This window comes from Acinetobacter sp. YT-02 (assembly GCF_002412355.1).
Taxonomy (GTDB): Bacteria; Pseudomonadota; Gammaproteobacteria; order Pseudomonadales; family Moraxellaceae; genus Acinetobacter; species Acinetobacter towneri.
In genome coordinates this window covers 152,918-175,727 of the sequence record NZ_NOZT01000002.1, presented here as the reverse complement: position 1 = coordinate 175,727, position 22,810 = coordinate 152,918, and the positions used below count along the sequence as shown (strand labels likewise).

The following is a 22,810-nucleotide window of genomic DNA, read 5'->3' as shown; positions in this document are numbered from 1 at the left end:
GCTATTTGTTTTAGCGATCATCAAACTCATTGTGCTGCGGAGCAGGGTGTTTAAAGCCTTTGGTTTTATAACCGAGGTATAAAACCCCAAACATCGCCCACCATAAGCCATACTTCAATGAAGTTTCATCGACTTCGAGCCATAAAGCAAACACTGCAATAAAGCCACATAACGGTACGATCACAAAATTGAGAATGTCCTTAAAGCCTTTGGTGCGACCATCACGCAGCGCATAACGTGAAATCACCGATAAATTCACAAAACTAAATGCGGTGAGAGCGCCAAAACTGATCAATGAAATCACAAAATCTAGATCCATAAAACCAGCAGTTAAGGCTACAGCACCCACAATTAGAATGTTGTATGAAGGCGTGTAGTTACGTGGGCTGATATGACCAAAGAGGTTTTTGTTGATCACGCCATCACGACCCATCACGTACATTAAACGTGATACACCTGCATGCGCTGAAATACCAGATGCCATGACCGTTACAATTGCAAAGGTCAGTACATAAGATTGGAACAGCGAGCCACCCACCAACAGTAAAATTTCTGGCTGAGTTTCTGCGATATTTTTAAAGTAGCTACCCGGTTCATTCGGGAAATAAATTTGCATGAAATAGGTGCTAACAATGAAGATTACGCCTGCAATTAGCGCAGTTAAGAAAATCGCTTTTGGTAAGGTTTTCTCTGTATCTTTGGTTTCTTCTGCAAGTGAGCTGAGTGAGTCAAAACCTGTAAATGAGAAGCAGAGTAGGGTTGCACCTGTAATCAATGCGCCTACCGAAGTAAGTTCATTCCAGAAAGGTTCTAAGCTCCATAACTGATAACGTTGCTCGGCAGTAATTGGACCATCGGCATTGAAGCCTGCCTGAAGTTTGGTGTACATCATCCATGTAAATACGCCAATGACCACCAACTGTACCAAAACGATCATACTGTTAAAGTTGGCGACAAAACGCGCGCCACGCAAGTTGACACCCGTCATAAATGCCGTGAGTACCACCACCCAAATCCAGTGATTCACATCAGGGAATAAGGCTTCCAGATAAATCACCGCCAAGATGATGTTGACCATTGGCGAGAGTAAATAATCTAGCCAAGATGACCAACCCACCATAAAACCAACGTTGGGGTGAATCGATTTTTGTGCATAGGTATACGCCGACCCAGAAGAAGGATAACGACGAATCATGTGACCATAACTTAAAGAAGTTAAAAGAATGGCAACCAGTGCAAAAATATAAGATGTGGGTACGTGAAAATGACTTTCTTCCGATACTAAGCCGAAAGTGTCGAATAACGTCATCGGTTGAATGTAGGCTAAACCAATAATAATAATGTGCCAGAGTCCTAGCGTTTTTTGCAGTTTAGCTGCCGATTGAGTCCCAGAGATATTTGTCAACGGCGTTATCCTCTTAATCGTTGATCAAGGATCAGTCATGTTTGTTCAGGATTGTTTGAGACGAACAATCCCCCCTACATAAAAAGTAAAAACGCGCCAATCTACTCCATAATGACGCGCTTTGTCAGTATCTTTGCTTTCTTTTTTAGCAGAAAAAACGCCATATTGATGAAAAAACATCAGACGCAGCAGTCTACCAATGAAAAGCCCGATGTTTAGAAAAACATCAGGCTAGATTTTCGGCTATGTTCGCCTATTTTGTAGGAATTACCAAGCCTTTTTTAAGATAGCTTTGAGTTCTTCTAAATTGGCTTCTTTCGGGTTGTAAATAATCGAACCATCGTTCAGGGCTTTTTCAGCGACTTCATCTAATTGTGCTTCGCTGACTTTACCAGTTTCTTGTAAAGTGCGTGGCAATTTGGTCAGTGCATATAAGCGGTCACGAATAGCTAAGAGTGTCGCAATGGTTTTATCGGCACGTAAATGTGCAGGGGTTTGCGCATAGACGTCTGCGCCTGCCAACGGTAATAGCAGCTCGGCAATTTTATCGGCATTGACGTCTTTGTTGTATTCCAACACGTATGGCAAGAATAAATTCATGCACAGTCCATGTGGCAAATGTGCCACAGCACCCAACGCATGACCTAGGGAATGCACTAAACCAACCATGGAATTTGAAAATGCAATGCCCGCCATAGTAGATGCTTGTGCCAATTCCAAACGGCCTTGTTCATCGCTTGGGTTGTCTAATACATTGAACAGGTTATTGCTGATTTTTTTAATTGCTGCAGTAGCATAAGCATCAGAAATTGGGTTGGCTGCCATGCAACTATAAGCTTCAATGGCGTGCGTCATGGCATCCATAGCCGTCATTGCCGTTAAATGTGGTGGCAAAGTTTGCGTCATACGTGAGTCTAAAATGGCTGCATGTGGCATTAAGTAATACGATGCAAATGGCATTTTGACGTTCTTTTCGGTGTCGGATACCACCGCAACCATAGTCACTTCTGAACCTGTGCCTGATGTGGTTGGAATCACAAAAAAAGGTTTCAGTGGACGTGGTAAGTTATGCGCACCTGAATATTGCAATAAGTCATCACCACCTTCACTGACTAAAATATTGGTGGCTTTAGAGGTGTCAATGACTGAACCGCCACCCACCGCGATAATGGCATCACAGTTGTTTTCGCGGTACAACTGCGCAGCACGGCGAACTGTCGCCACACTTGAATCTTGCGGGACATCATCAAAAACATAGCCAATCACGGCATCGGTAGATTCAAAAGCCGCTTCAATCGGTGCAAGCAAATTGTTGGAACGCACGCCTTTGTCGGTAATGATCATTGGGCGCTGCGAACCGAGTGTCGCCAATTCAAACGGAATATGTTCAAGCGCTGCATGACCTGCAATGACTTTGACTGGGCAAAAAAATTCGTAATAAGGCTTCGCCATGTTATGCACTCCGTTTGAAATAAGATTGGGCAACTTTTAGATAGATATTGGCTGCACCTGATAGTTTTTCTTTTAAGCTGAGTTCAGTCGGATATTGTTTTACCGCCAGTTCTGCCAGTAATTTAGGCAAGATCAGTGCTTCCATTTTATTCAGGCAACGTACCAAGCGAATTGCATAAGACACATCACCATCAGCAATCATGCGGTCATGCGCAAAGGCCTGTGCGGTACTTTCCTGAAATGAAAACACTAAAAATGCATGATTTAAGTGTTTGAAGGTAATGGTTAAATCGGGTTTTTGTGCCGTATTCTGTAACAGTTCTAATTGATGATCTGCAGTGACTTTGGCAACAAAGGCTGGACCATTCGGAAAAACTTTCATAGACAACACAAAGTTGCTGGGAAATTTGGCAACTTCTTGTTTAATTTCTTCATCGACCTGACTTGCCATGACTAAACCTCTGCCAATCACATCCATCATGAGTTTGACATAGGCCAGTTGCAAAGCGGGTTTCACAGATTTAGTTGAAATCACGCGCTGAATCCCTGTGTTATAAATCATTATTTAGAGTAAATACTCTATTTTATTTCTTATTGAAAAGAAAGCCATTTATACGTGAATGACTTGAACGTCATTAAAGTAACCGCTGTTTTGTAAAGTTTCAATGATATCTGCGCAGAAGTTTTCAAAATGTGGATAGTCATTGACTAAATCCATCACACGTACCATTTCCAAACCTGCATAGCCGCAAGGGTTGATACTTTGAAAACCAGTCAAGTCACAATCAATATTAAGGGCTAAACCGTGATAACTACGGCCTTTACGAATTTTAAAACCGAGTGAGCCAATTTTTCGTTCATTGACATATACCCCTGGTGCATCGGCTTTGGCATAGGCATCAATGCCGTATTTTTTAAGCAGCTCAATCATCAAGTTTTCAGCATAAGATACCAAAGTACGGACATTCCAACCTAAACGGTTGAGGTCAAACATGAAGTAGGCGACCAATTGGCCTGGGCCATGCCATGTGACTTGGCCTCCTCGGTCAGTTTGTACTACAGGAATATCCGTAGCCATTAAAATATGTTCAGCTTTGCCTGCTTGCCCCTGAGTGAGTACATTCGGATGCTGCAAAATCCAGAGTTGGTCAGGACTGTCTGCATCACGTTGCTCCGTCCAGTGTTTCATTTCCTGAAAGCGTGCTTCGTAGTCTGTCAGGTCATGGTATTGACGAATAATCAGGTTTGGCCGTTGTGCAGTGTCCACAGTGATGCAGTCCTATCCGTAAAAGCAAGAAATTGATTTTATTATACGAAAATGTGGCGGGTGTAGGGGATTTGTGGAATGAATAAGATTTTGTGAGTTCAGAAACAAAAACACGCTCGAAAGCGTGTTATTTGAAAATCAATCTACAAAATTACAATGCAGTTTTAATCAGTGGGCAAGCTGCCAAATCTGCATAAATGGCATGCACTTGTTCCAATTCTTCAAAACGCAATTGTGCTGTAATTGAATGATACTTGCCTGTGCGTGATGGGGTAATGCTGATGCTTTGTGCATCAAACTCAGGGAAGTGCTTCACTAAAATTTCAAGCACAGCAATACGCAGTTCATCACCCGCGTCACCAATGAGTTTAATTGGGTAATCCATTGGAAACACCCAAAGATGCTCTTGTAGTTCACGAGATGGGGTACGGTTGAATAACGTCATAAGCGTGTGTCTCTATCTCTATATCAAACGCCTGCATAGGGCAGGCGTTTTTTGTCTTGTTGAATAAATGAGGCTGAATTTAAAAATTTCAATAGCTCATTTATGCAGCAATCTTAGTCATTTTCCAAGAACGAGCGTAAGTGTTCAGAACGAGAAGGGTGACGAAGTTTACGTAAGGCTTTGGCTTCAATCTGACGGATACGTTCACGGGTCACATCAAACTGCTTCCCAACTTCTTCCAAAGTATGATCGGTTGGCATATCAATACCAAAACGCATTTTCAGAACTTTGGCTTCACGTTCAGTCAAGTTTTCAAGCACTTCACGGGTCGCTTCTTTTAAGCCTTCAGAGGTTGCCGCATCAACAGGTGAGGTGATGTTGCTGTCCTCAATGAAGTCACCCAAATGTGAATCTTCATCATCACCAATTGGCGTTTCCATAGAAATCGGCTCTTTGGCAATTTTCAGAACTTTACGAACTTTAACTTCATCCATTTCCAAGCGTTCGCCTAATTCTTCTGGAGTCGGTTCACGACCCATTTCCTGAAGCAATTGACGCGATACACGGTTGATCTTGTTAATGGTTTCGATCATGTGTACTGGAATACGAATGGTACGCGCTTGGTCGGCAATAGAACGGGTAATCGCCTGACGAATCCACCATGTTGCATAAGTCGAGAACTTATAACCACGACGGTATTCGAACTTGTCTACCGCTTTCATCAAGCCGATGTTACCTTCCTGAATCAAGTCTAGGAATTGTAAACCACGGTTGGTGTATTTTTTTGCAATCGAAATAACCAGACGCAAGTTGGCTTCAACCATTTCTTTTTTCGCACGACGGGCTTTGGCTTCGCCTACTGCCATACGCTTAGAAATTTCTTTGATGCCTTTAACATCTAAGCCTAACTCTTTTTCAATGTCGGCAATTTTTTGTTGGAACGCCAAAATATCTAGACGTACTTTTTCCAAATAGCCTTTTTGGTCGGCAGGTGCTTTGGCAATGTGCTCGTCTAACCAAGCAAAGTTAGATTCCTGACCTGGGAATGAGGTACGGAATTGAGTACGATCCATACGACCACGACGCACCGCATAACGCATCACTTCACGTTCAGCAGTACGAATTTGTTCATGTGTACCACGAATCATTTCCGAAATAATATCGAATAAACGTGGCGTAAATTTAAACATCATGAATACAGTCGCTAAAGCTTCTAAAGCCTCTTGAGCTTCGGCACTTTCACGACCATGTTTTTCAATGGCAGCAATTTTTGCAAGATAAGCCTGTTCCAATTCACCAAAACGCATTCTTGCAATTTCTGGGTCTGGACCTGAATCTGCTTCAGATTCTTCTTCGGCTTCAGCTTCTTCTTCCTCATCGTCATCATCAAGTTTGACGTCTTTGGTTGGTTTGTTGCTGGTGTCTTCTTCTTTGTCTAAATCGGCTTCGTCTTCTAAAACTTCTGGAATTTCTTCATCGGTTTCAGGGTCTAAATAACCTGATAAAATATCGGCAAGGCGACGTTCGCCTGCTTCATAATCTTTATATTCTTGCAGTACCACTTGCACTGCGTTTGGCCAGTAGGCAATCGAGTGAAGTACATCGCGAATCCCTTCTTCAATACGTTTCGCAATGCTAATTTCACCTTCACGCGTTAACAGCTCAACCGTACCCATTTCACGCATATACATACGCACAGGGTCTGTGGTGCGACCAGGCTCATTTTCTACAGAGGCAAGTACCGCTGCAGCTTCTTCTTCAGCAACTTCGTCGGCAGCTTCCGCATTATCCTCGAACATTGCATCATCAGATTCAGGCGCACGTTCATGCACAGGAATACCGACGTCTTGAAGCATTTGAATAATGTCTTCAATCTGCTCGCTTTCTGTGATTGAGTCCGGGAGATGATCGTTAACCTCAGCGTAAGTTAGGTAACCTTGCTCTTTGCCTCGGCTAATCAGAGCCGCTACTTGCGAAGTAGGGGAATTCATATCGCTCATCTTTGCTTACTCTTCGTTGAATCTGTGGCAGTGAAAAACCGTGCATGATAGCACAATTCGCTTTAAATAGGGGGTGAATTGATCAATCAAGCATGATTTTAAAATGATGTTTGAATGAAGAATGTGATAGGAATATGGGGCTTCATTACTGTTTTTCAAGTCAATTTCCTTTTTGCCCGCAAAATATTTTTATGATTGGGGCGAATCTCAAATAATGATACTAACTTGTTCATAAATACACAAATTTGCCGCAATGTTGCAAGCTGTCTATGTTGCAGTTTTTTGAAAAAAATAAATAAAACTTGACAATATTTATAAAGGCAGATAAATAGCGGCTAGACCCTTCACATTTTTTCATTCTGAGGTAGTTTTAGTGTCTTCTACAGATTTTGAACTAGATGATAACTACGGTGATGATGATGTTAATTTCGATGAGGCATCAAACAAAATAAGCGCGAAAGAATCTTTAGAAAAGCGCCGTTTGATTGATGATTTACTCGCACAACGTCGTTTGGAACGTGAGCTCAAAGATTTTGATTATGATTTTGACGATGACGACGATTTTGACGATGAAGATGACTAAAATCAGGTACTGTATCTGGCATTGAAAATGCTATGCTACACCCCTAAATTGACACCGATGGATTTGAAATGACTGCTTTAGATTTAGACCTGTTAAGTGAATATCTAGATGGTGACCAAAACGAGTATGGTCTAGACTTCGCTGCAACGCATGGTTTCTTGTGTGCCATTGCAGTTGGACCTCAATTTGACCCATGGTTAAATGAATTGTTTGAAGGCAACCAAAAGAAAGTGCCTGCTGAAATTATTGCGCAAATTCAGGCTTGGTTAGAAAGCATTCGCCAAAGTTTAGCCAATGAAGAAGGCATTGAGTTTCCATTTGAAATTGAAGAAGCAGAAGTTGATTCAAGTTTGGGTGATTGGAGCGTTGGCTTTGTCGATGCGATGTTCTTAAACGAAGAAGCATGGTTTACGCCTGAATTTGAAGAGCAATTGGTTGATTTAACTTTGCCAATGATGGTGTTTAGCGGCATTGATGAAGAAGATCCACAAATGGAATCTTTCCGTCGCAATGGTCAGTTAATGGACGAAATTGCAGAAGAAATTCCTGAAAACCTGAATGAATTATATTTGATGTACCACACGCCTGATTAATGGCTTGGTTTACATATTGTGTAATATGTAATCCTCATAAAAAAAACGCACTGCGCAAATCGCAGTGCGTTTTTTATTATGGCGCTTCAATGATCATGTTACCAATTAGCGTGTCGCACGATCCCAAGCATCTTTGACAGCAAATTTAGCTTGTTCCCACGTTAAGCGTGAACTGCCTTTAATTTGCTCCCATTTGCTTCTTAGATCGGGCTCAACATCTTCGAAACGTGTGTGCGTATCATAATGTGGGCGGTTTTCATAACCAATGCGATAGGCATTTTGATAGTCACGATCATAATCTAAATCATGATAATGGTTGCGTGTTTCTGTAAAGTAGGTTGTATTTAAGCTATTGGTACGCCAGTAAGCTTCTTCTTCGGTAGGGTTCACAACTTCTGCTGCACCTTTACCTGCCAAACCACCCACTACAGCGCCTACAGCACCACCGACCACAGCACCTACTGGACCACCCAGCGCACCTACTGTTGCACCAGTAGCCGCACCGCCAACAGCACCTAAACCAGTACCGACAGGGTGTGCACCAGGTTCTCCTGTAATTGGATCGGCATTTAAGCGATCACGTTCTTCTTTTGGTAAGTTCTTAACCACATCACGGTCAATTTTTTCATTGCGTTCAAAATCTGACATTCGAATCACCTTTTTATCTTTGTATGCGTTATAGCGTTCCTATATTCATAAATCGCTATGAATAGGCTTAATCTACGCTGCTACAATGTAGGCTTATAGCCTATTCAGAATGCATTTCAGTTACAGCGCATGTCAGACGTAAATTTATGTGTGATATATCAGCCTGATGTTGATTTTAAGTGTTTGATGTTGCGGTTCAGTGTGAAATACGTACTTTAGGTAAGCTTATAAGTACTTTTTTTGATAATAACGGTTCGCATACCAACCATAGGCAACATGAAAAACTGCACCATGAATCGCAATCAAACACAGCATCACCACCGCAGCCAGTGCTAGTCCTGCTTTATCTGCAGCTTTTAAAATGGCTTCTGCATTCGGATTCATCAGCACCAAGAAAAACACAAAGAAGCTACCAATAATAATTGCCACCGCACTTGAGCCCCAAACCAGTTGAATTTTTTCATCACTGCTCGGTAAGCGTTGTTCTTTTTTGACAAAATGTCCTGCGCTAATGAATGCTGCGGCAATTAATGCAGGGAGCAAGGTCAAGCCACCTAAGTTCAGACCAAAAATCAATACGGTAATGAGTAAGACCAGCGTAATACTGTAAACCGCAGCAAAAAATAATAAATATGGTTTCATGTCTGATTTTCCCCAAAAAATTGATTCAATTGCGCAGCAACACAAGCATTAGTCACGCATTTTACGGCGATGCCTACGGTATAAAAAAATGGCGATGACTAAGAGCACCAAGCCTATAATGACATGGCTGACCTGACTGAAAATTTGCTGCATCAATTGTTGGTTTTCACCAAAATAATAACCCACGCAAGCTAAAAAAGTGGTCCAAATTATTGTGCCTAAACCACTATAAAACATAAATTTCCAAAATGGCATGTGGCTCATGCCTGCAGGAATACTGATGAGAGAACGAATAGCGGGAATCATGCGCCCAAAAAATACAATCCGATGTCCATATTGTTCAAACCAATGCAGGGAGTTTCGGACGTCTTGTTCTTTAATCCATAGATATTTACCGTAGCGATTGACCCAGTGGTAAATACTTTCATGTTTGCAGCGATAACCTACCCAATATAACACTGCCGCTGCGAACAACGAGCCGATACAGCCTGCAATGATGACACCCAATAGCAGTAATTGCCCTTGCGATGCAGAATAGCCTGCAGAGGGCATAATAATTTCAGAAGGAACGGGTGGAAAAACATTATCCAGAAACATTAACAGGGCAATACCAAGGTAGCCCAGTTGTTCCATAATGGAAATAATCCATTCAGTTAAGTTCATGCAGGTTGTGCTTTAGAAAAGTGCTTCTATCCTAAGCAGTATTGGACGAACAGTAAAGTCTTGCGCAATTTAGACTTAATCAAGCTCTGCATGGGTCAGGGTATAGATATATACACGTCTTAAGCTATATGCCACAAGTATAGGAATGGCACAGAGCAGGGCGTAATTCAAGAAATGCGCTTGCAGATGGTAGCCCACAAATGCCGCAATAATACCGCCTAAAATTGCACCTAAAGCCACAATAAAAGTATGAGATTCATGTTCCAAACCATCTTGCATTGTTGCGCTATGCGTAGCAGTCACAGATTTTACAGGCGTAAAACGTAGTGTGTGCATTGAATTTGAAATTGTTGTTTTAGGCATAGCGTCACTCCTGATTGCGGCATATAAATTTAGGAATACATAACGATCCTTGAATTTTGGGTTATGGGAGATGTTGAGTTTGTGCTGAACATCTGCACCAATATAGCCACAGATTTTGTGGCTTATTTTGATTGAATGCTATCACCCAATCTGGGGATATTGCGCAATGCTTGGTAAACAAGCGTTGTATTTTTATGTTCTATGTAATCTTGCGTGAAGCATATATGTAGACATAAAAAATCCCCATACTGGATGAGGACTTTTTCAATATGATTAGAGTGGTCGATACAACATCAACATGGCTTTTGTTAGACCTTGTTGATGTGTATGAGCCTGTACGGATTACAGACGTTTACGTTTAGCTGCGGCAATTTGTGATTGGCGCATACGGAAACCTTCTTTTTGTTTCTCACTGGTTTTATCAATACAGTACACACAAGATACACCGTGTTCATAGCTTGGTAATTCAACTTCTTCAGGCAGTAATGGCCAACCGCAAGCATGACATTTGGTGTTTTGACCTTCTTGCATACCATGTGTCACCGCAGTACGGCCATCAAATACGAAACATTCACCTTCCCATAAGCTTTCATCGGCTGGTGTTTCTTCTAAGTATTTAAGTACGCCACCTTTTAAGTGATAAACCTCGGTAAAACCTTCTTGCAACAATAATGACGTCGATTTTTCACAACGAATCCCGCCTGTGCAGAACATCGCAATTTTTTTATCTTTATGCTGTTCTAGGTTTTGTTTCACATATTCTGGAAATTCACGGAAAGTTTCGGTTTTCGGGTCAATTGCGCCCTTAAACGTTCCTGCTTTGTATTCATAGTCATTACGGGTATCAATCAGAATGACATCGTCACGAGCAATCAGTTCATTCCATTCTTTCGGGTCTAGGTAGTGACCGACTAAATCACGTGGTTTTACTTCTACACCCAAAGTCACAATTTCTTTTTTCAGCTTGATTTTCATTTTACGGAATGGCTTTTCAGAGCTGTGCGACTCTTTGTATTCCATTGCGGTAAAGCCTTCATCCAACAGAAATTGGTGAACTTGATCAATCGCGGCACGATCACCCGCTACAGTTCCATTAATGCCTTCACCTGCCACAATAAGAGTACCGCAAAGGTTGATTGAATTTACCAAATCTAATAAGCGTTGTTGAAGATCGGCAGGATCTGCAACTTCTTTGAATTGATAAAGTGCGGCAACAACCCAAGTCGTGGTCGCTGGCTGTTCTACAGGTGCAAGCTGTTCTACAGTAGCGTTCATGGAGTACTCCAATAGATGAAAGACAAAAATTTAAGGCGCATATTCTAACCTGCTTTGTGTGAATATGCGAGAAAACCGAGTGCGGTACATGGTTTTTAAAGCACGACACAACATTTTAAAAATGTAGCAGAACGGGGTATGATGCCACTCGTTTCAAAGAAGAATGTTGTGTTCATGTTGATGCGCCAACAGGTGTTGTTAAATATTGGAGTGTTGTGTTGAGTAAGGATCGTCAAATTGCCACTTTAACCCCGTGTGCAGGTCGTTGTTCTACGGTGTTTGGTGATGCTGTCTGTCGAGGTTGCCGTCGCTTTAACCATGAAGTGATTCAATGGAACAGTTATACGCCTGAACAACACACTGCCGTTTGGCGTCGTTTAGATGCACAGCTCGATCAGATTTTAGTGCCTATGTTGCCGTTTGCCGACCTGCGTCATGTTGAAGGGTTTATCCGCTCTAAGCGGGTGCGTTTACGAGATGATGCTTCAAAAGGGCGTAAGCTGTACCATGCACTGAAAATTTGTGAAAAAAATCGACATTTTACCGATGAAAGCGGCTTGGGCATTCACTACAAAGAAGTGCGACCTTTGTGGCAGGAGTTTGAACGTCGCGTGTTGGCGCTTGCAACCGCAAGTTATGATTTTGCATTTTTAAGGGCTGATGGTATTAGCCATAGCTTATTGCATAGCTTGCAAGATGATTAATTCGTAATTCTTGCGATTAAAGGCTAGAAAGACTTTTATTGAACCATAAAAAAACTCGCAAAATTTGCGAGTTTTTTTATTTTGTACAGGAATGGCTTAAGCCACTTGTACAGGAATACAGTTTGCAGTGTGACTCACGGTATTGTCTGGGTTTGCATAGACCAAACGTGGTTCGTGTGCATTGGCTTCTGCTTCAGTGAAGTCACCAAAGGTTGCAATAATAATAATATCGCCTACATCGGCTTGGTGTGCAGCACCACCATTGACTGAAATGATGCCTGAGTTGTCTTCACCACGAATTGCATAAGTTGTGAAGCGCTTACCATTGGTCACGTTCCATACGTGGATTTCTTCATATTCACGAATGCCAGCCAAATCCATGAGTGTTCCGTCAATTGCACATGAACCTTCGTAGTGAAGTTCTGCATGAGTTACAAAAGCACGGTGGATTTTGCATTTTAATAAACGAGATAGCATGGTGAGCGTCTCCTTAGTGGACCTAAGATTTTATCTTATGGTTGAATTCAAACACTGCTTGCTGGATGTCAGTTCCGAGCAGAAAGCGCATTTTGCTCTGAAAATTGCGACATGGCAAGTGTGATTGTTCAACAATTGTGGATTCATCAGTTCGGTTTATAGGCATTGATTTGATTCATGGCTTGTTGTACTTCGCCATTGACCAGTAACTTGATACGACCTAATGCATGTGCAAGTGCATCATCCATTAAAGTTTGCTCGCTACTTGGTGCTTTGCTCAGTACATGACCAGACACGCGTTCTTTTGAACCCGGATGCCCAATACCAATGCGTAAACGATGGAAGTTTGGACCTGTGTGCGGCACGATGTCACGTAAACCATTATGTCCACCATGACCACCACCCGTTTTTAGGCGAATGATCCCTGGGTTCATATCCAGTTCATCATGAGCAATCAGCATTGCTTCAGGTGCAATTTGATAGAATTTGGCGAAGGGAACAACACTTTGACCAGAACGATTCATAAAGGTTGTGGGTAATAACAGACGAACGTCTTGACCTTCGATATTACCACGTCCGCTGATCCCGTGAAATTTAGGATCGGCTTTTAATGTAATGCCATATTGATCTGCAAGGCGTTCTACAAACCAGAAGCCTGCATTATGGCGAGTTTGGGCATACTCTTTACCAGGGTTGCCCAAACCAACAATCAGTGAAATATTAGCCACTAATTATACCATGAACACTTATGCGCGTTTGAAGTCAGCGTGCATAGGTGTGTTTTTAGCAGGGTGACGTTGTAACGCTTGGATTTTCACGTTTTCAACTTTGTCGCCTACTTTGATTTCTACAACTTCTTCAAAGAAAGCATTGCTTTCTAAAGCTTTTACAAGCTCACGAAGTTCTAAAGTGATTGTTACAGGCTCAGCGTCGCCACCATAAATGATAGCTGGAACTAATGCAGCGTGACGAAGGCGGCGGCTCGCACCTTTCCCTTGGTTAGCTGCTTCACGCGCTTGAGCGTTTAATACGAAGTTTGCCATGATAGACATCCTTATTTTGAGTTTAAATAAACTAGATCTGCGACCAATCTAGTGATAGAAAGCCCTGCCAAGTGGCAGGGCTTTGAAAATTTAGCGCTCTATTATAGATAAGAATCGAACATTGCGCTAATAGATTCTTCGTTGTTAATACGACGAATTGTTTCTGCAACCATGCTTGCTACAGATACTTGGCGAATTTTACCAAGTGCTTGAGCTTCTTCTGAAAGAGGAATGGTGTCGGTAACAACCAATTCATCAATGACAGAATTTTTCAGGTTTTCAATCGCTTTGCCTGAAAGTACAGGGTGGGTAGCATAAGCAACAACGCGGCGAGCACCAAAAGTTTTAAGTGCATCGGCAGCTTTGCATAATGTACCTGCAGTATCCACCATGTCATCTACAATGACACAGTCACGATCTTTTACATCACCAATCAAATGCATCACTTGTGATTCATTCGCTTTTTGACGACGTTTATCGATAATTGCAAGATCAATATCACCCATTTGTTTTGCAACAGCGCGCGCACGAACCACACCACCAACGTCTGGTGAAACTACCATGAGATTGTCGTGTGACTGTTGACGCAGGTCAGCCAATAGCGCAGGCGTACCATAAATGTTGTCTACAGGGATGTCGAAGAAACCTTGAATTTGGTCTGCGTGCAAGTCAATCATCACTACACGGTCAATCCCTACAGTGGTGAGCATATCTGCAACCACTTTAGCGGTAATTGGAACACGTGTAGAACGAGGACGACGGTCTTGGCGGGCATAACCGAAGTAAGGAATAACGGCAGTAATACGACCTGCACTTGCTCGACGCAACGCGTCAGCCATCACCAAGATTTCCATGAGGTTGTCATTGGTTGGCGCACAAGTAGGTTGTACGATAAATACGTCTTTACCACGGACATTCTCGGTAATCTCTACAGCAATCTCACCATCAGAGAAGGTAGAAACTGATGCAGCACCTAAAGGAATGTGCAAGTGGCTTACGACTTTTTGAGCGAATTGTGGATGCGCGGTTCCACTAAAAACGACAAGATTGGGCATGAAGCACCCTTGGCGGTTGGTGTATGTAGGAATAGATGGCAGGGGTAGCTGGATTCGAACCAACGGATGCCGATATCAAAAACCGGTGCCTTACCACTTGGCGATACCCCTAGATTTGATCACTGTAAGATGGCAGGGGTAGCTGGATTCGAACCAACGGATGCCGATATCAAAAACCGGTGCCTTACCACTTGGCGATACCCCTAATACAGTAATCTACAGGTGAAAGAGATGGCAGGGGTAGCTGGATTCGAACCAACGGATGCCGATATCAAAAACCGGTGCCTTACCACTTGGCGATACCCCTAATGCGGCAGAACTTTAATATTTTTACTGCGTTCTGTCAAGGTAAATTAACAGGATAGCGGTAATATTGGGGGTTCTGTCTAATGCGAGAAAATGGCAGGGGTAGCTGGATTCGAACCAACGGATGCCGATATCAAAAACCGGTGCCTTACCACTTGGCGATACCCCTATTGTACTGTGAAATGTCGTAATGGAGATTCATCTAAGCTGTTCACAACGTACGCAGTACATGGTGAGTGTGCCAAAATGTCGTCTACATTCATTTCTGCAGTCACTTCAGTAAAGACACAAGCACCTGTACCTGTAAGCTTTGCTTGACCAAATTGGTCTAAATAACGCATTGCTTCATCAACTTCGGGGTATAAATTTCGTGCCACAGGCTCAAAATTATTTCCAAAGTCAGATGGCTTTATCTGATAGCCGCAGAATTTAGTGGGCTTCGTGTTTCTTGTCAATGTTTTTTGTGAAAAAAGTAGTTGAGTGCTGATAAAACAGTCAGGTTTTAACACAATATATTGTTTTGCGGCTAAGTCTATGAATGTTAACTGTTCACCAATGCCTTCTGCCCATGCATTACGACCATGCACAAAGATCGGTACATCTGCTCCGAGCTGTAAACCAAGTTCAGCTAGTTTTTGAGTATCCAAGCCACATTGCCAAAGTTGATTGACTACAATTAAGGTGGTTGCGGCATTGGATGAACCTCCGCCAAGCCCTGCACCCATAGGGATGTGCTTCTCAATTTTAATATTTACACCTGTGACTTGTTTCGCGTAGGGTTTTAAAATTTGCGTGGCTTTGTAAATCAGGTTTTGCTCTAAATTGACACTGTTTAAACCCTGAATTTGAATGCTTTGAGTATCATTGACTTCAAATTCTAGCCAGTCGTATAAATCAATCAGTTGAAAAATAGTCTGCAATTCATGGTAGCCGTTGTCACGACGCCCAGTAATGTGCAAAAACAGATTTAATTTGGCAGGTGAGGGTACACGAATCATGGCGAAACTTGGCAAGTGATTAACGATTTTGGATGAGCATTGTAATACGGTTTTCTTGCCCTGATTCAAGTGCTTGTTTCAAAATCAGACGGTTTGGCAAACTGGCACTGTCGTTATAGCTCAAATCGACCGTCCAACCATCTTCAATAAATTGAGTCGGGCGCTGTTGGGGGTCTTTTTGAATTTGGGCATTGACCGTTGCAGGTCGGGCTTGTACCCAATCGACCAAGTGGGTGATGGGCGCTTGCCAACCTGTGGCTTGTTCTAACAGTTCTTCAGGACTTTCGGCATAAATTATCCCTGTTTTGGCATTGTTGAGGGTGACTCGTCCTGGTTGTCCGCTAATTTGCGTTTTACCAACGCCCAAAATGCCGCTCAGTTCAATATCAAACTGCTGTTGCTGCTGTACCCAAGTAAAAAAGGCACTGCCAGATTGCTGCGGAGTGCGCACACCAATTTTGCCTTGTAGGTTAAATTGATTTTCGGCTTCAACTTGCTGTGAAATGTTGGCTGGTTTTTGTACGAAAGGCTGACAACCTGTCAGTACAAGGCTGCTGGTGGCAAAAAGGGTTAATCCTAATTTTGAAAATAAACGCATGAATCATTTAACTCTTTTAACTGGCTGCGGTAACAATAGCGAATTTAATTGTTGCAATTGCGGATCATTCGGATGATTTTGTTGTAATTGTTGTAACACTTGGCTGAATTTTTGAATATCTCCTTGCATATACAACGATTTTGCATAACGTGAGCCAATCGCGGCACTATGACTCAGCGCGTAGGCTTTTTCCAAAGCCTGTGCCGAAGCAGTGTAGTCATTTTGCAAATAGCTGACATAACCTAAAGTATCTAAAATAGAGGCTTGTTCAGGTGCAAACTCAAGTGCTTGCTCTACATAGCGACGCGCTTCATCCAAACGACGATTTTGCAGTGCAAGAGTATAGGCGTAGGCATTTAAATAGGTTGGGCTGTTCGGCTCAATTTCCAGTAACTTGGTGAGCAGTTGATCCAGTTTGTCTTTTTCCTGATGTGCATCCAATAGTAAGACTTCTGAATAGATCAGGTCAGGATCATCGGGCAGGTTTTTGATGGCTTCATCTAACAAACGCAGTGCTGCTTTTTTATTATCCATACGTTTTAAAATATCGGCCTGTGCCTGATATAAAAAACTGGCGTGCTGCGGATAGTTGACCCGTTCCTGCGTTAAAAAGCGCAGGGCATCGTTCAGTTTATCTTGCTGGGCAAAAATACTGATCATGTTGCGACGTGAAACCGTATAAAGGCTACCATCGACCAAACGATAATAGGCTTTGGCTGTTTCAAAGTGCTGTTTACGCTCGGCATTGACTGCCAAATAGAAATAGGCTTCGTTTTGATATTGGGCTGAATAGCGCAACTCTACTAAATATTTTTCGGCTTTTTCGTATTGTTTCAAGTCAATACTGGTCAAACCTGCAATAAATAAGGCTTCATCTTCCGTAGGCCATTTTTTTAAAATAGCTTCTAGCTTTGTTAGCGCCAAAGTTGCTTCATTTTTTTTGACCAAATATTTGGCTTCGGCTAAACGGACTTCAAAATTATTTTTGTGTTTACGGCTGGATTTTGCATACCAAGCTGCCGTTTCTTCTTCATTGCCAAGTACGCTCAACAAATTGGCTTTCATTAAAATATAGCCAGTGACTTTCGGGCGTTTGCGCAACGCTCTGTTAATGGTTTCGAGCGCGGCTTGATATTGTCCATTTTGCGCTTTTAAACCTGCAATCAATACCAAAATAGATGGATTGTCTTTGGCTTTGCTGGTGCGCAGGGCTTGAATCAGAAATTCACGGTCTTCTACAGATTCAGGGGAAATTCCCGCCAAAATTTGTTCTAAGTCAGCCGTGGCATCAATATTTAGAATTTTATCTAAGGTTTCTGCAGCCAAGTCATATTCATGCGCTTTGAGTGCAATGTGCGCCAAATAAAACAGTGCAGGGACATCGGATGGTTCTTGTACCACCCAATGTGTTGCAATATCTAATGCGGCACGTAGGTCATTTTGTTCAATGGCAATATTCAGGGCGCGTTGTTTAATGGAAGTCGAATTGTTCTTAATTGCCAAGACCGTGTAGTTGTGTAATGCAGTTGGAATATCGCCATAAGCCAAGGCAAATTCTGCCACCATGGTTTGTTTTACCGCATTATAATTTGAATTTGCATGATAAATTTCTTCAGATGCTCTAAGATGAGCAACTGAAGCCATGCTACCGACCAGTAAGAATGTGGTAGAATATTGCTTAATTGTCGCGCCGTATGGTCGGCTATTTGTTTGACGCAATTTTTCTTGATCCAAGTAATGCTTTTTATGACACCGTTATTGCACAATAGCATAAATTTAGCGAAATGATGATCTGATATGTCTTTCTTTGCATTGGGTGTCAACCATCAAACCGCCTCTGTAGAGTTGCGCGAGCAAATTGCATTTAACCCAGAAAAGTTAAGTGCCTTACTTGCTGAGCAAAGCCAACATCCCGAACTGAATGATTTGGTGGTGGTGTCTACCTGCAACCGTACCGAAGTCTACGCCATGTCTGAACATCCAGAACAGGTGTTGGATTGGCTTGCACACGTCAATGGTATTGATGCGAAGCAATTGAGTCGTCATGTTTATCGTTATGAAAATGCACAGGCGGTGTCGCATTTAATGCGCGTAGCCAGTGGGCTAGATTCACTCATGTTGGGTGAGCCGCAAATTTTAGGTCAGGTCAAAACTGCGCTGTCTTTAGCCAAAGACTCACATACGGTTTCGCAACAACTCAACCGAATTTTTGAATATGCGTTTTATGCTGCCAAACGGGTACGTTCAGAAACTGCCGTAGGCAGCCATGCCGTGTCTATGGGTTATGCGGTAGCGCAACTGGCGTTACAAGTATTTAGCCATCCTGAAAAACTAACAGTGATGGTGGTGGCTGCAGGCGAAATGAATAGCCTTGTAGCGAAGCATTTAGCTGAGATGGGCGTCGCTAAAATTTTAATTTGTAACCGTACCCGCGCCCGCGCCGAAACTTTGGCACAAGAAATTGCGCATCGGGTTGAAGTTGAAATTATTGAATTTGATCGGTTAGCAGCCAATTTACACCGCGCTGATGTAATTTCAAGCTGTACGGGTAGTTTGCATCAGGTGATTGCTTATCCTGAAGTAAAAGCAGCGTTAAAGAAACGTCGCTATCAGCAAATGTTGTTGGTCGATTTGGCCGTACCACGTGATATTGATCCTAAAATTGAAAATTTGGATGGCGTGTATTTGTACGGGGTCGATGACCTGCAAAGCGTGATTGATGAAAACTTGGCGCAGCGTCGTCAGGCGGCTGTGGAAGCAGAGCTAATGGTCAATCAGCTTGTGACTGAGTTGGTGACCCATCAAAAAGTTCAGCAAGCAGGTGCGACCATTCATGCTTACCGTGAACATGGCGAAAGCTTGCGTCAGGAAGAATTAAATTTGGCGATGGCGCGTATTGCCAAAGGTGAAGATTCTGCACAAGTTATGCAAGAATTTTCCTATCGTTTAACCCAAAAACTGCTGCATCCAACTTCTATTTTATTGCGTGAAGCAGCCAAAGGTGATGAGCCTGAATGTTTTGAGTTTATGCAGGAAAATTTAGCAGCGACTGCCAAACGTCGTCGCAAATAAGTAAGATTAACGTGATTTACAAAAAAGATTTTTGACGATACAAACTTAATCTAATCAGACCAGATCGCTTATTCCTCTAACAAGGTCAGCGATCTTTTTTTATCAATTTCATAAATTTGATGTTTCAAGCGCTTCATTTCTTCAATACTGCTGAATTTTTTGGAGCGAATTTTTTGCTGTAAACAGTCGTATTGCAATTTGGTCGAAAAATCCTGCGCCAATTTATCGACGTGTTCAGGAGAAGTCGTGTAATCACTGACATTGGCTTGTTGTAAAATGCGCTGTAATTCATAGTGATACGCTGAGCATGCACCCAAAATATAATATTTGGCTTGTTCAGGATCATCGGGTAGATCATCAAAAATAGTATTTAAAATATTTAAGATTTGGTGTAGCAGATGATCATTTGGAATCAGCGCACGTAACGGTTCAAAGTGAATATACAAATACGGGTGATTGATTAGAATCGCAATCACATATTCTTCGGCATCGACTTTGGTGCTAAAACTCAAAGATGCATCGTTATTGGTCTGTGCCTGCCATTTACGGTTAAAGCCTAACTTTTCACGGAAAAACTGTTGCAGCAAATAGCGATAAGAACCCGTTTTGGGCAAAAGTTCGGTCAACTGCCGCAGTTCACCCATGACCTGACTTTTGCCTTCAGGGGTACTGATATTATGGTTTTGGGTGAGATGCGCAAAGACAAAATCTGATAGCAAAGGTGCTTGATCTAATAAACGTCGGAAATTTTCGATGCCTTCACGACGAATAAGTGAGTCAGGGTCGTGCTCATTGGGTAAAACAAAGAACTTCAGTTCACGTCCATCATTGAGCAAAGGCAGTGCAATTTCCAGTGTACGACGTGCGGCTTTTTGACCTGCGGCATCGCCATCAAACGCGATGGTAATGCGGTTGTTTTGGCGGAATAGAATGTTTAAATGATCGGTATTACTGGCTGTACCGAGTGTCGCTACAGCACCATGAATGCCGTATTGCTGCAAGGCAATCACATCCATATAGCCTTCGACCATTAAATAATCTTGGGCTTTTTGTTTGCGTCCTTCATATAAACCATAGAGCAATTGGTTTTTATGAAACACTTCTGAGTCGGGCGAGTTGATGTATTTGGGTTTGATTTCATCATTAAGTGCGCGACCACCAAAGCCAACCACACGTCCTTTGCTGTCACGGATTGGAAAAATCACCCGATCACGTAATAAATCGAAGTCACGTCCCTTGTCACTGGTACGAATTAAGCCTAGCAGTTTTAAACCTGCAATGTCTTGCGGAAAGGCTTTTTCTAAATGCTGCCAATCTTCGGGTGCGTAACCCAAGCGCCAAAACTGCAAGGTTTGTGCGGTTAAACCACGTTTTTGAAAATACTGTTGCGCGGCAGGGCTGTGCGGCAATTGCTGCTCATAATATTGCGCTATATTTTCTAGCAAGTCGTATAAGTTGCCTTCTTGTGCAGGTGTGTCCTGCATGGTGTCCCATTGCTCAAAACCTGCAAACGGGTCGGCATTGTTTTGAAATTCCGAGTTCTGAAATTCCGAGTTTGCGTATTCAGCACTTTGAAACTCGGCAAAAGGATCAAAGTCGATGCCAGAAGCTTCAAAAGTATGTTCGCTTGATGTGGTTTGAGCTGCAGAAGTTTCATTCTGGTCTTTTGCTGTTGGTTTGGGTTGAGCTATCGGTGTTGGCTTTTTGGCTTCACGTTTATAAGAGAGTTTTTTATTGTCGTGCTGATCTTTTGGGAGTTCGATGCCTGTTTGACTGGCCAAGTCTTTCATGACATCTACAAAATTGCGGTTATCAATATCCATTAAAAAACGGATGGCGTTACCATTTGCCTGACAGCCAAAGCAATGATAATACTGCTTGTCACGGTAAACGTGAAAAGACGGGGTTTTTTCCTGATGGAACGGGCAGCAGCCCGAATAGGTACGACCAGTTTTTTTTAATTTCACGCGCTGACTAATCAGATCGACAATATCAGTGCGATCTAAAATTTGATCAATCGTGTGCTGTGGAATGGCCATACGGTTTTGTCTGTTATCTCTTGGTAGTGAAAGGTTCGCCGAACAGGTTGAATACATCAGACTGTGCTGATTGACTCAATGAGTATTCTCTTTTGTATCTTTTTCTAGGACAGGAAACAAGCCCATAAAAGAACAAAGGGCAAGTATCATAACTTGCCCTTTGCATTTTTCAAAACTGAAAAATCAGTCGGAATGGTTTTATTCAGTGCTGTCGTTTTGAGATTTTGGACGATCGAGCAAGCCAAAACTCAAACGGTTGGTGAGGCTGCGTGATGGCTCTGCTTGTGCTTTAGTATCTGACTGTTGTGCTTCGGTGCTGCTTTGCGCTTCACGTCCGAAAATACCCAAAGTTGCACGGTTAATCCAGCTTGCGTCATGACGGGCAGCACGTAAATTCACGCTACCATCTGCTTTAACCAAATTTGGATAGTTCAGTTTCAACACATCAATATATTGTTGAGCTGTGGCTTGATCGCCCAGTTTGCCATAACCATAAGCCACCGTTGCCAATGCTTCTGGAATTTGTGGAGTTTGCGGATAATGCTCAACTACCCACAATGAACGCTCTACTGCAGCCACCCATGCTTTACGTTTAATGTTATAACGTGCTGCATTCATTTCGGCTTCTGCCAGTTCCTGACCAATAAACTGCATACGCTGTGCAGCATCTACCGCATAAGTGCTCGATGGATAGCGACGGATAAAATCGACAAAGTTTTGATACGCTAGTTTTAAATAGCTGACATCACGGTGCGCTTGCTTGAGCGAGGTATAACGCAACAAACCATCATAGTTTTGTTCCATATTCGCTACGCCACGTACATAGTAGGCATAATCGGCTTTAGGATGCTGCGGGTTCATGCGGATAAAACGATCTGCAACAGCAATTGCGCCTTCATAATCTTTTTGCTGGAATTTTGCATACAACAATTCAAGCAGCGCTTGCTGCGCATAATCACCCGTTGGATAATAGGTTTCTAAAGCCTCAAGATGCTTAACGGCATCGGTGTATTGACCACGATCCAGTGCTTTTTCTGCTTTTTCAATATAAACCTGTTCGCTAGATTGCGGACCAGTATCGACCACTTCTTTTTTTGGATTGCTGCTACAGCCCACAATTGCAGACGCAACGCCGAGTGAAAGAGCAAGCATTGTTATTTTATAACGTGGTAGCGACATAAA

Annotated in this window: 24 protein-coding genes and 4 tRNA genes; 4 read left to right on the top strand and 24 right to left on the bottom strand. The window is 42.5% G+C overall.

Features of this window, described 5'->3' with window-relative positions:
• Positions 1-10: 10 nt before the first annotated feature.
• From CF596_RS01845 to rpoD, 6 genes are all read right to left on the bottom strand, one after another.
• The gene (locus tag CF596_RS01845) at positions 11-1,405 is read right to left on the bottom strand and encodes an APC family permease (RefSeq protein WP_096901031.1); all 1,395 of its coding nucleotides are present in this window, start codon (positions 1,403-1,405) and stop codon (positions 11-13) included.
• 267 nt (positions 1,406-1,672) lie between these two features.
• Positions 1,673-2,857, bottom strand: coding sequence for an iron-containing alcohol dehydrogenase (locus tag CF596_RS01840; protein WP_096901030.1), 1,185 nt, complete (start codon positions 2,855-2,857; stop codon positions 1,673-1,675).
• A 1-nt stretch (position 2,858) separates the two neighbouring features.
• The gene (locus CF596_RS01835) at positions 2,859-3,392 is read right to left on the bottom strand and encodes a hypothetical protein (protein ID WP_026438100.1); all 534 of its coding nucleotides are present in this window, start codon (positions 3,390-3,392) and stop codon (positions 2,859-2,861) included.
• A 75-nt stretch (positions 3,393-3,467) separates the two neighbouring features.
• Positions 3,468-4,124, bottom strand: coding sequence for a lipoyl(octanoyl) transferase LipB (gene lipB, locus CF596_RS01830; RefSeq protein WP_096901029.1), 657 nt, complete (start codon positions 4,122-4,124; stop codon positions 3,468-3,470).
• A 151-nt stretch (positions 4,125-4,275) separates the two neighbouring features.
• Positions 4,276-4,569, bottom strand: coding sequence for a DUF493 domain-containing protein (locus tag CF596_RS01825; protein WP_004972250.1), 294 nt, complete (start codon positions 4,567-4,569; stop codon positions 4,276-4,278).
• A 113-nt stretch (positions 4,570-4,682) separates the two neighbouring features.
• Positions 4,683-6,569: an RNA polymerase sigma factor RpoD gene (gene rpoD / locus CF596_RS01820; RefSeq protein WP_096901028.1), complete on the bottom strand. Its 1,887-nt coding sequence runs from the start codon at positions 6,567-6,569 to the stop codon at positions 4,683-4,685.
• Positions 6,570-6,942: 373 nt separating this feature from the next.
• Here rpoD and CF596_RS01815 point away from each other — a divergent pair, with 373 nt between their 5' ends.
• Complete coding sequence (locus tag CF596_RS01815; RefSeq protein WP_004972246.1) at positions 6,943-7,152, top strand: hypothetical protein; 210 nt, start codon at positions 6,943-6,945, stop codon at positions 7,150-7,152.
• A gap of 68 nt (positions 7,153-7,220) precedes the next feature.
• Positions 7,221-7,745: a YecA family protein gene (locus CF596_RS01810; RefSeq protein ID WP_004972244.1), complete on the top strand. Its 525-nt coding sequence runs from the start codon at positions 7,221-7,223 to the stop codon at positions 7,743-7,745.
• A gap of 105 nt (positions 7,746-7,850) precedes the next feature.
• On the opposite strand, the gene CF596_RS01805 is transcribed toward CF596_RS01810, so the two are convergent.
• The 5 genes from CF596_RS01805 to CF596_RS01785 form a co-directional block, all read right to left on the bottom strand.
• The gene (locus tag CF596_RS01805; RefSeq protein WP_096901027.1) at positions 7,851-8,393 is read right to left on the bottom strand and encodes a hypothetical protein; all 543 of its coding nucleotides are present in this window, start codon (positions 8,391-8,393) and stop codon (positions 7,851-7,853) included.
• Positions 8,394-8,618: 225 nt separating this feature from the next.
• A complete protein-coding gene (locus CF596_RS01800; protein ID WP_004972241.1) occupies positions 8,619-9,035 on the bottom strand; it encodes an ABZJ_00895 family protein in 417 nt (138 codons plus the stop codon).
• Positions 9,036-9,083: 48 nt separating this feature from the next.
• Positions 9,084-9,698, bottom strand: coding sequence for a DedA family protein (locus tag CF596_RS01795; protein WP_096901026.1), 615 nt, complete (start codon positions 9,696-9,698; stop codon positions 9,084-9,086).
• A gap of 75 nt (positions 9,699-9,773) precedes the next feature.
• Entirely contained in the window at positions 9,774-10,061 is a 288-nt protein-coding gene (locus tag CF596_RS01790) for a hypothetical protein (protein WP_096901025.1), read from the bottom strand.
• Between the two features lie 342 nt (positions 10,062-10,403).
• Entirely contained in the window at positions 10,404-11,336 is a 933-nt protein-coding gene (locus CF596_RS01785; protein WP_004972236.1) for a rhodanese-related sulfurtransferase, read from the bottom strand.
• A gap of 218 nt (positions 11,337-11,554) precedes the next feature.
• On the opposite strand from CF596_RS01785, the gene CF596_RS01780 reads away from it, so the two are divergent.
• Positions 11,555-12,040 (top strand): DUF1289 domain-containing protein, encoded by a 486-nt coding sequence (locus tag CF596_RS01780; protein ID WP_096901048.1) that lies wholly within the window; start codon positions 11,555-11,557, stop codon positions 12,038-12,040.
• Positions 12,041-12,136: 96 nt separating this feature from the next.
• Here the strand turns inward: CF596_RS01780 and panD are convergent, their stop codons facing one another.
• From panD to CF596_RS01725, 11 genes are all read right to left on the bottom strand, one after another.
• Positions 12,137-12,517 carry an aspartate 1-decarboxylase gene (panD, locus tag CF596_RS01775; RefSeq protein ID WP_004972232.1) on the bottom strand — a complete coding sequence of 127 codons (381 nt, stop codon included), beginning with the start codon at positions 12,515-12,517 and terminating at the stop codon, positions 12,137-12,139.
• 146 nt (positions 12,518-12,663) lie between these two features.
• Positions 12,664-13,245 carry an aminoacyl-tRNA hydrolase gene (pth, locus tag CF596_RS01770; RefSeq protein WP_004972230.1) on the bottom strand — a complete coding sequence of 194 codons (582 nt, stop codon included), beginning with the start codon at positions 13,243-13,245 and terminating at the stop codon, positions 12,664-12,666.
• Positions 13,246-13,263: 18 nt separating this feature from the next.
• Complete coding sequence (gene rplY, locus CF596_RS01765; RefSeq protein WP_004972228.1) at positions 13,264-13,560, bottom strand: 50S ribosomal protein L25; 297 nt, start codon at positions 13,558-13,560, stop codon at positions 13,264-13,266.
• Between the two features lie 101 nt (positions 13,561-13,661).
• The gene (locus CF596_RS01760) at positions 13,662-14,615 is read right to left on the bottom strand and encodes a ribose-phosphate pyrophosphokinase (protein WP_004972226.1); all 954 of its coding nucleotides are present in this window, start codon (positions 14,613-14,615) and stop codon (positions 13,662-13,664) included.
• A 36-nt stretch (positions 14,616-14,651) separates the two neighbouring features.
• Positions 14,652-14,726, bottom strand: a tRNA-Gln gene (locus tag CF596_RS01755).
• Between the two features lie 19 nt (positions 14,727-14,745).
• Positions 14,746-14,820 (bottom strand) — tRNA-Gln (locus tag CF596_RS01750).
• 27 nt (positions 14,821-14,847) lie between these two features.
• Positions 14,848-14,922 (bottom strand) — tRNA-Gln (locus CF596_RS01745).
• A 93-nt stretch (positions 14,923-15,015) separates the two neighbouring features.
• Positions 15,016-15,090: transfer RNA gene (locus tag CF596_RS01740), tRNA-Gln, on the bottom strand.
• The gene (gene ispE / locus CF596_RS01735) at positions 15,089-15,919 is read right to left on the bottom strand and encodes a 4-(cytidine 5'-diphospho)-2-C-methyl-D-erythritol kinase (protein WP_096901024.1); all 831 of its coding nucleotides are present in this window, start codon (positions 15,917-15,919) and stop codon (positions 15,089-15,091) included. The genes CF596_RS01740 and ispE overlap by 2 nt, the downstream gene beginning before the upstream one ends.
• A gap of 19 nt (positions 15,920-15,938) precedes the next feature.
• Positions 15,939-16,517 carry a lipoprotein insertase outer membrane protein LolB gene (gene lolB / locus CF596_RS01730; RefSeq protein WP_096901023.1) on the bottom strand — a complete coding sequence of 193 codons (579 nt, stop codon included), beginning with the start codon at positions 16,515-16,517 and terminating at the stop codon, positions 15,939-15,941.
• Positions 16,518-16,520: 3 nt separating this feature from the next.
• A complete protein-coding gene (locus CF596_RS01725) occupies positions 16,521-18,236 on the bottom strand; it encodes a tetratricopeptide repeat protein (protein WP_096901047.1) in 1,716 nt (571 codons plus the stop codon).
• 78 nt (positions 18,237-18,314) lie between these two features.
• Here CF596_RS01725 and hemA point away from each other — a divergent pair, with 78 nt between their 5' ends.
• The gene (hemA, locus tag CF596_RS01720) at positions 18,315-19,589 is read left to right on the top strand and encodes a glutamyl-tRNA reductase (RefSeq protein WP_096901022.1); all 1,275 of its coding nucleotides are present in this window, start codon (positions 18,315-18,317) and stop codon (positions 19,587-19,589) included.
• A 68-nt stretch (positions 19,590-19,657) separates the two neighbouring features.
• Here the strand turns inward: hemA and CF596_RS01715 are convergent, their stop codons facing one another.
• Together CF596_RS01715 and CF596_RS01710 are read right to left on the bottom strand one after the other, a co-directional pair.
• Positions 19,658-21,628, bottom strand: a complete 1,971-nt coding sequence (locus CF596_RS01715) for a CHC2 zinc finger domain-containing protein (RefSeq protein ID WP_096901021.1) — start codon at positions 21,626-21,628, stop codon at positions 19,658-19,660.
• Positions 21,629-21,826: 198 nt separating this feature from the next.
• Positions 21,827-22,807, bottom strand: a complete 981-nt coding sequence (locus tag CF596_RS01710) for an outer membrane protein assembly factor BamD (RefSeq protein WP_096901020.1) — start codon at positions 22,805-22,807, stop codon at positions 21,827-21,829.
• Positions 22,808-22,810: the final 3 nt, after the last annotated feature.

Bases quoted from the DNA above. Each gene is read 5' to 3' on its own strand.
- CF596_RS01840 (WP_096901030.1), bottom strand. From the start codon at position 2,857: ATGGCGAAGCCTTATTACGAATTTTTTTGCCCAGTCAAAGTCATTGCA.
- CF596_RS01825 (WP_004972250.1), bottom strand. From the start codon at position 4,569: ATGACGTTATTCAACCGTACCCCATCTCGTGAACTACAAGAGCATCTT.
- rpoD (WP_096901028.1), bottom strand. From the start codon at position 6,569: ATGAGCGATATGAATTCCCCTACTTCGCAAGTAGCGGCTCTGATTAGC.
- CF596_RS01810 (WP_004972244.1), top strand. From the start codon at position 7,221: ATGACTGCTTTAGATTTAGACCTGTTAAGTGAATATCTAGATGGTGAC.
- CF596_RS01805 (WP_096901027.1), bottom strand. From the start codon at position 8,393: ATGTCAGATTTTGAACGCAATGAAAAAATTGACCGTGATGTGGTTAAG.
- CF596_RS01800 (WP_004972241.1), bottom strand. From the start codon at position 9,035: ATGAAACCATATTTATTATTTTTTGCTGCGGTTTACAGTATTACGCTG.
- CF596_RS01795 (WP_096901026.1), bottom strand. From the start codon at position 9,698: ATGAACTTAACTGAATGGATTATTTCCATTATGGAACAACTGGGCTAC.
- CF596_RS01790 (WP_096901025.1), bottom strand. From the start codon at position 10,061: ATGCCTAAAACAACAATTTCAAATTCAATGCACACACTACGTTTTACG.
- CF596_RS01785 (WP_004972236.1), bottom strand. From the start codon at position 11,336: ATGAACGCTACTGTAGAACAGCTTGCACCTGTAGAACAGCCAGCGACC.
- panD (WP_004972232.1), bottom strand. From the start codon at position 12,517: ATGCTATCTCGTTTATTAAAATGCAAAATCCACCGTGCTTTTGTAACT.
- rplY (WP_004972228.1), bottom strand. From the start codon at position 13,560: ATGGCAAACTTCGTATTAAACGCTCAAGCGCGTGAAGCAGCTAACCAA.
- CF596_RS01760 (WP_004972226.1), bottom strand. From the start codon at position 14,615: ATGCCCAATCTTGTCGTTTTTAGTGGAACCGCGCATCCACAATTCGCT.
- ispE (WP_096901024.1), bottom strand. From the start codon at position 15,919: ATGATTCGTGTACCCTCACCTGCCAAATTAAATCTGTTTTTGCACATT.
- lolB (WP_096901023.1), bottom strand. From the start codon at position 16,517: ATGCGTTTATTTTCAAAATTAGGATTAACCCTTTTTGCCACCAGCAGC.
- hemA (WP_096901022.1), top strand. From the start codon at position 18,315: ATGTCTTTCTTTGCATTGGGTGTCAACCATCAAACCGCCTCTGTAGAG.
- CF596_RS01715 (WP_096901021.1), bottom strand. From the start codon at position 21,628: ATGGCCATTCCACAGCACACGATTGATCAAATTTTAGATCGCACTGAT.
- CF596_RS01710 (WP_096901020.1), bottom strand. From the start codon at position 22,807: ATGTCGCTACCACGTTATAAAATAACAATGCTTGCTCTTTCACTCGGC.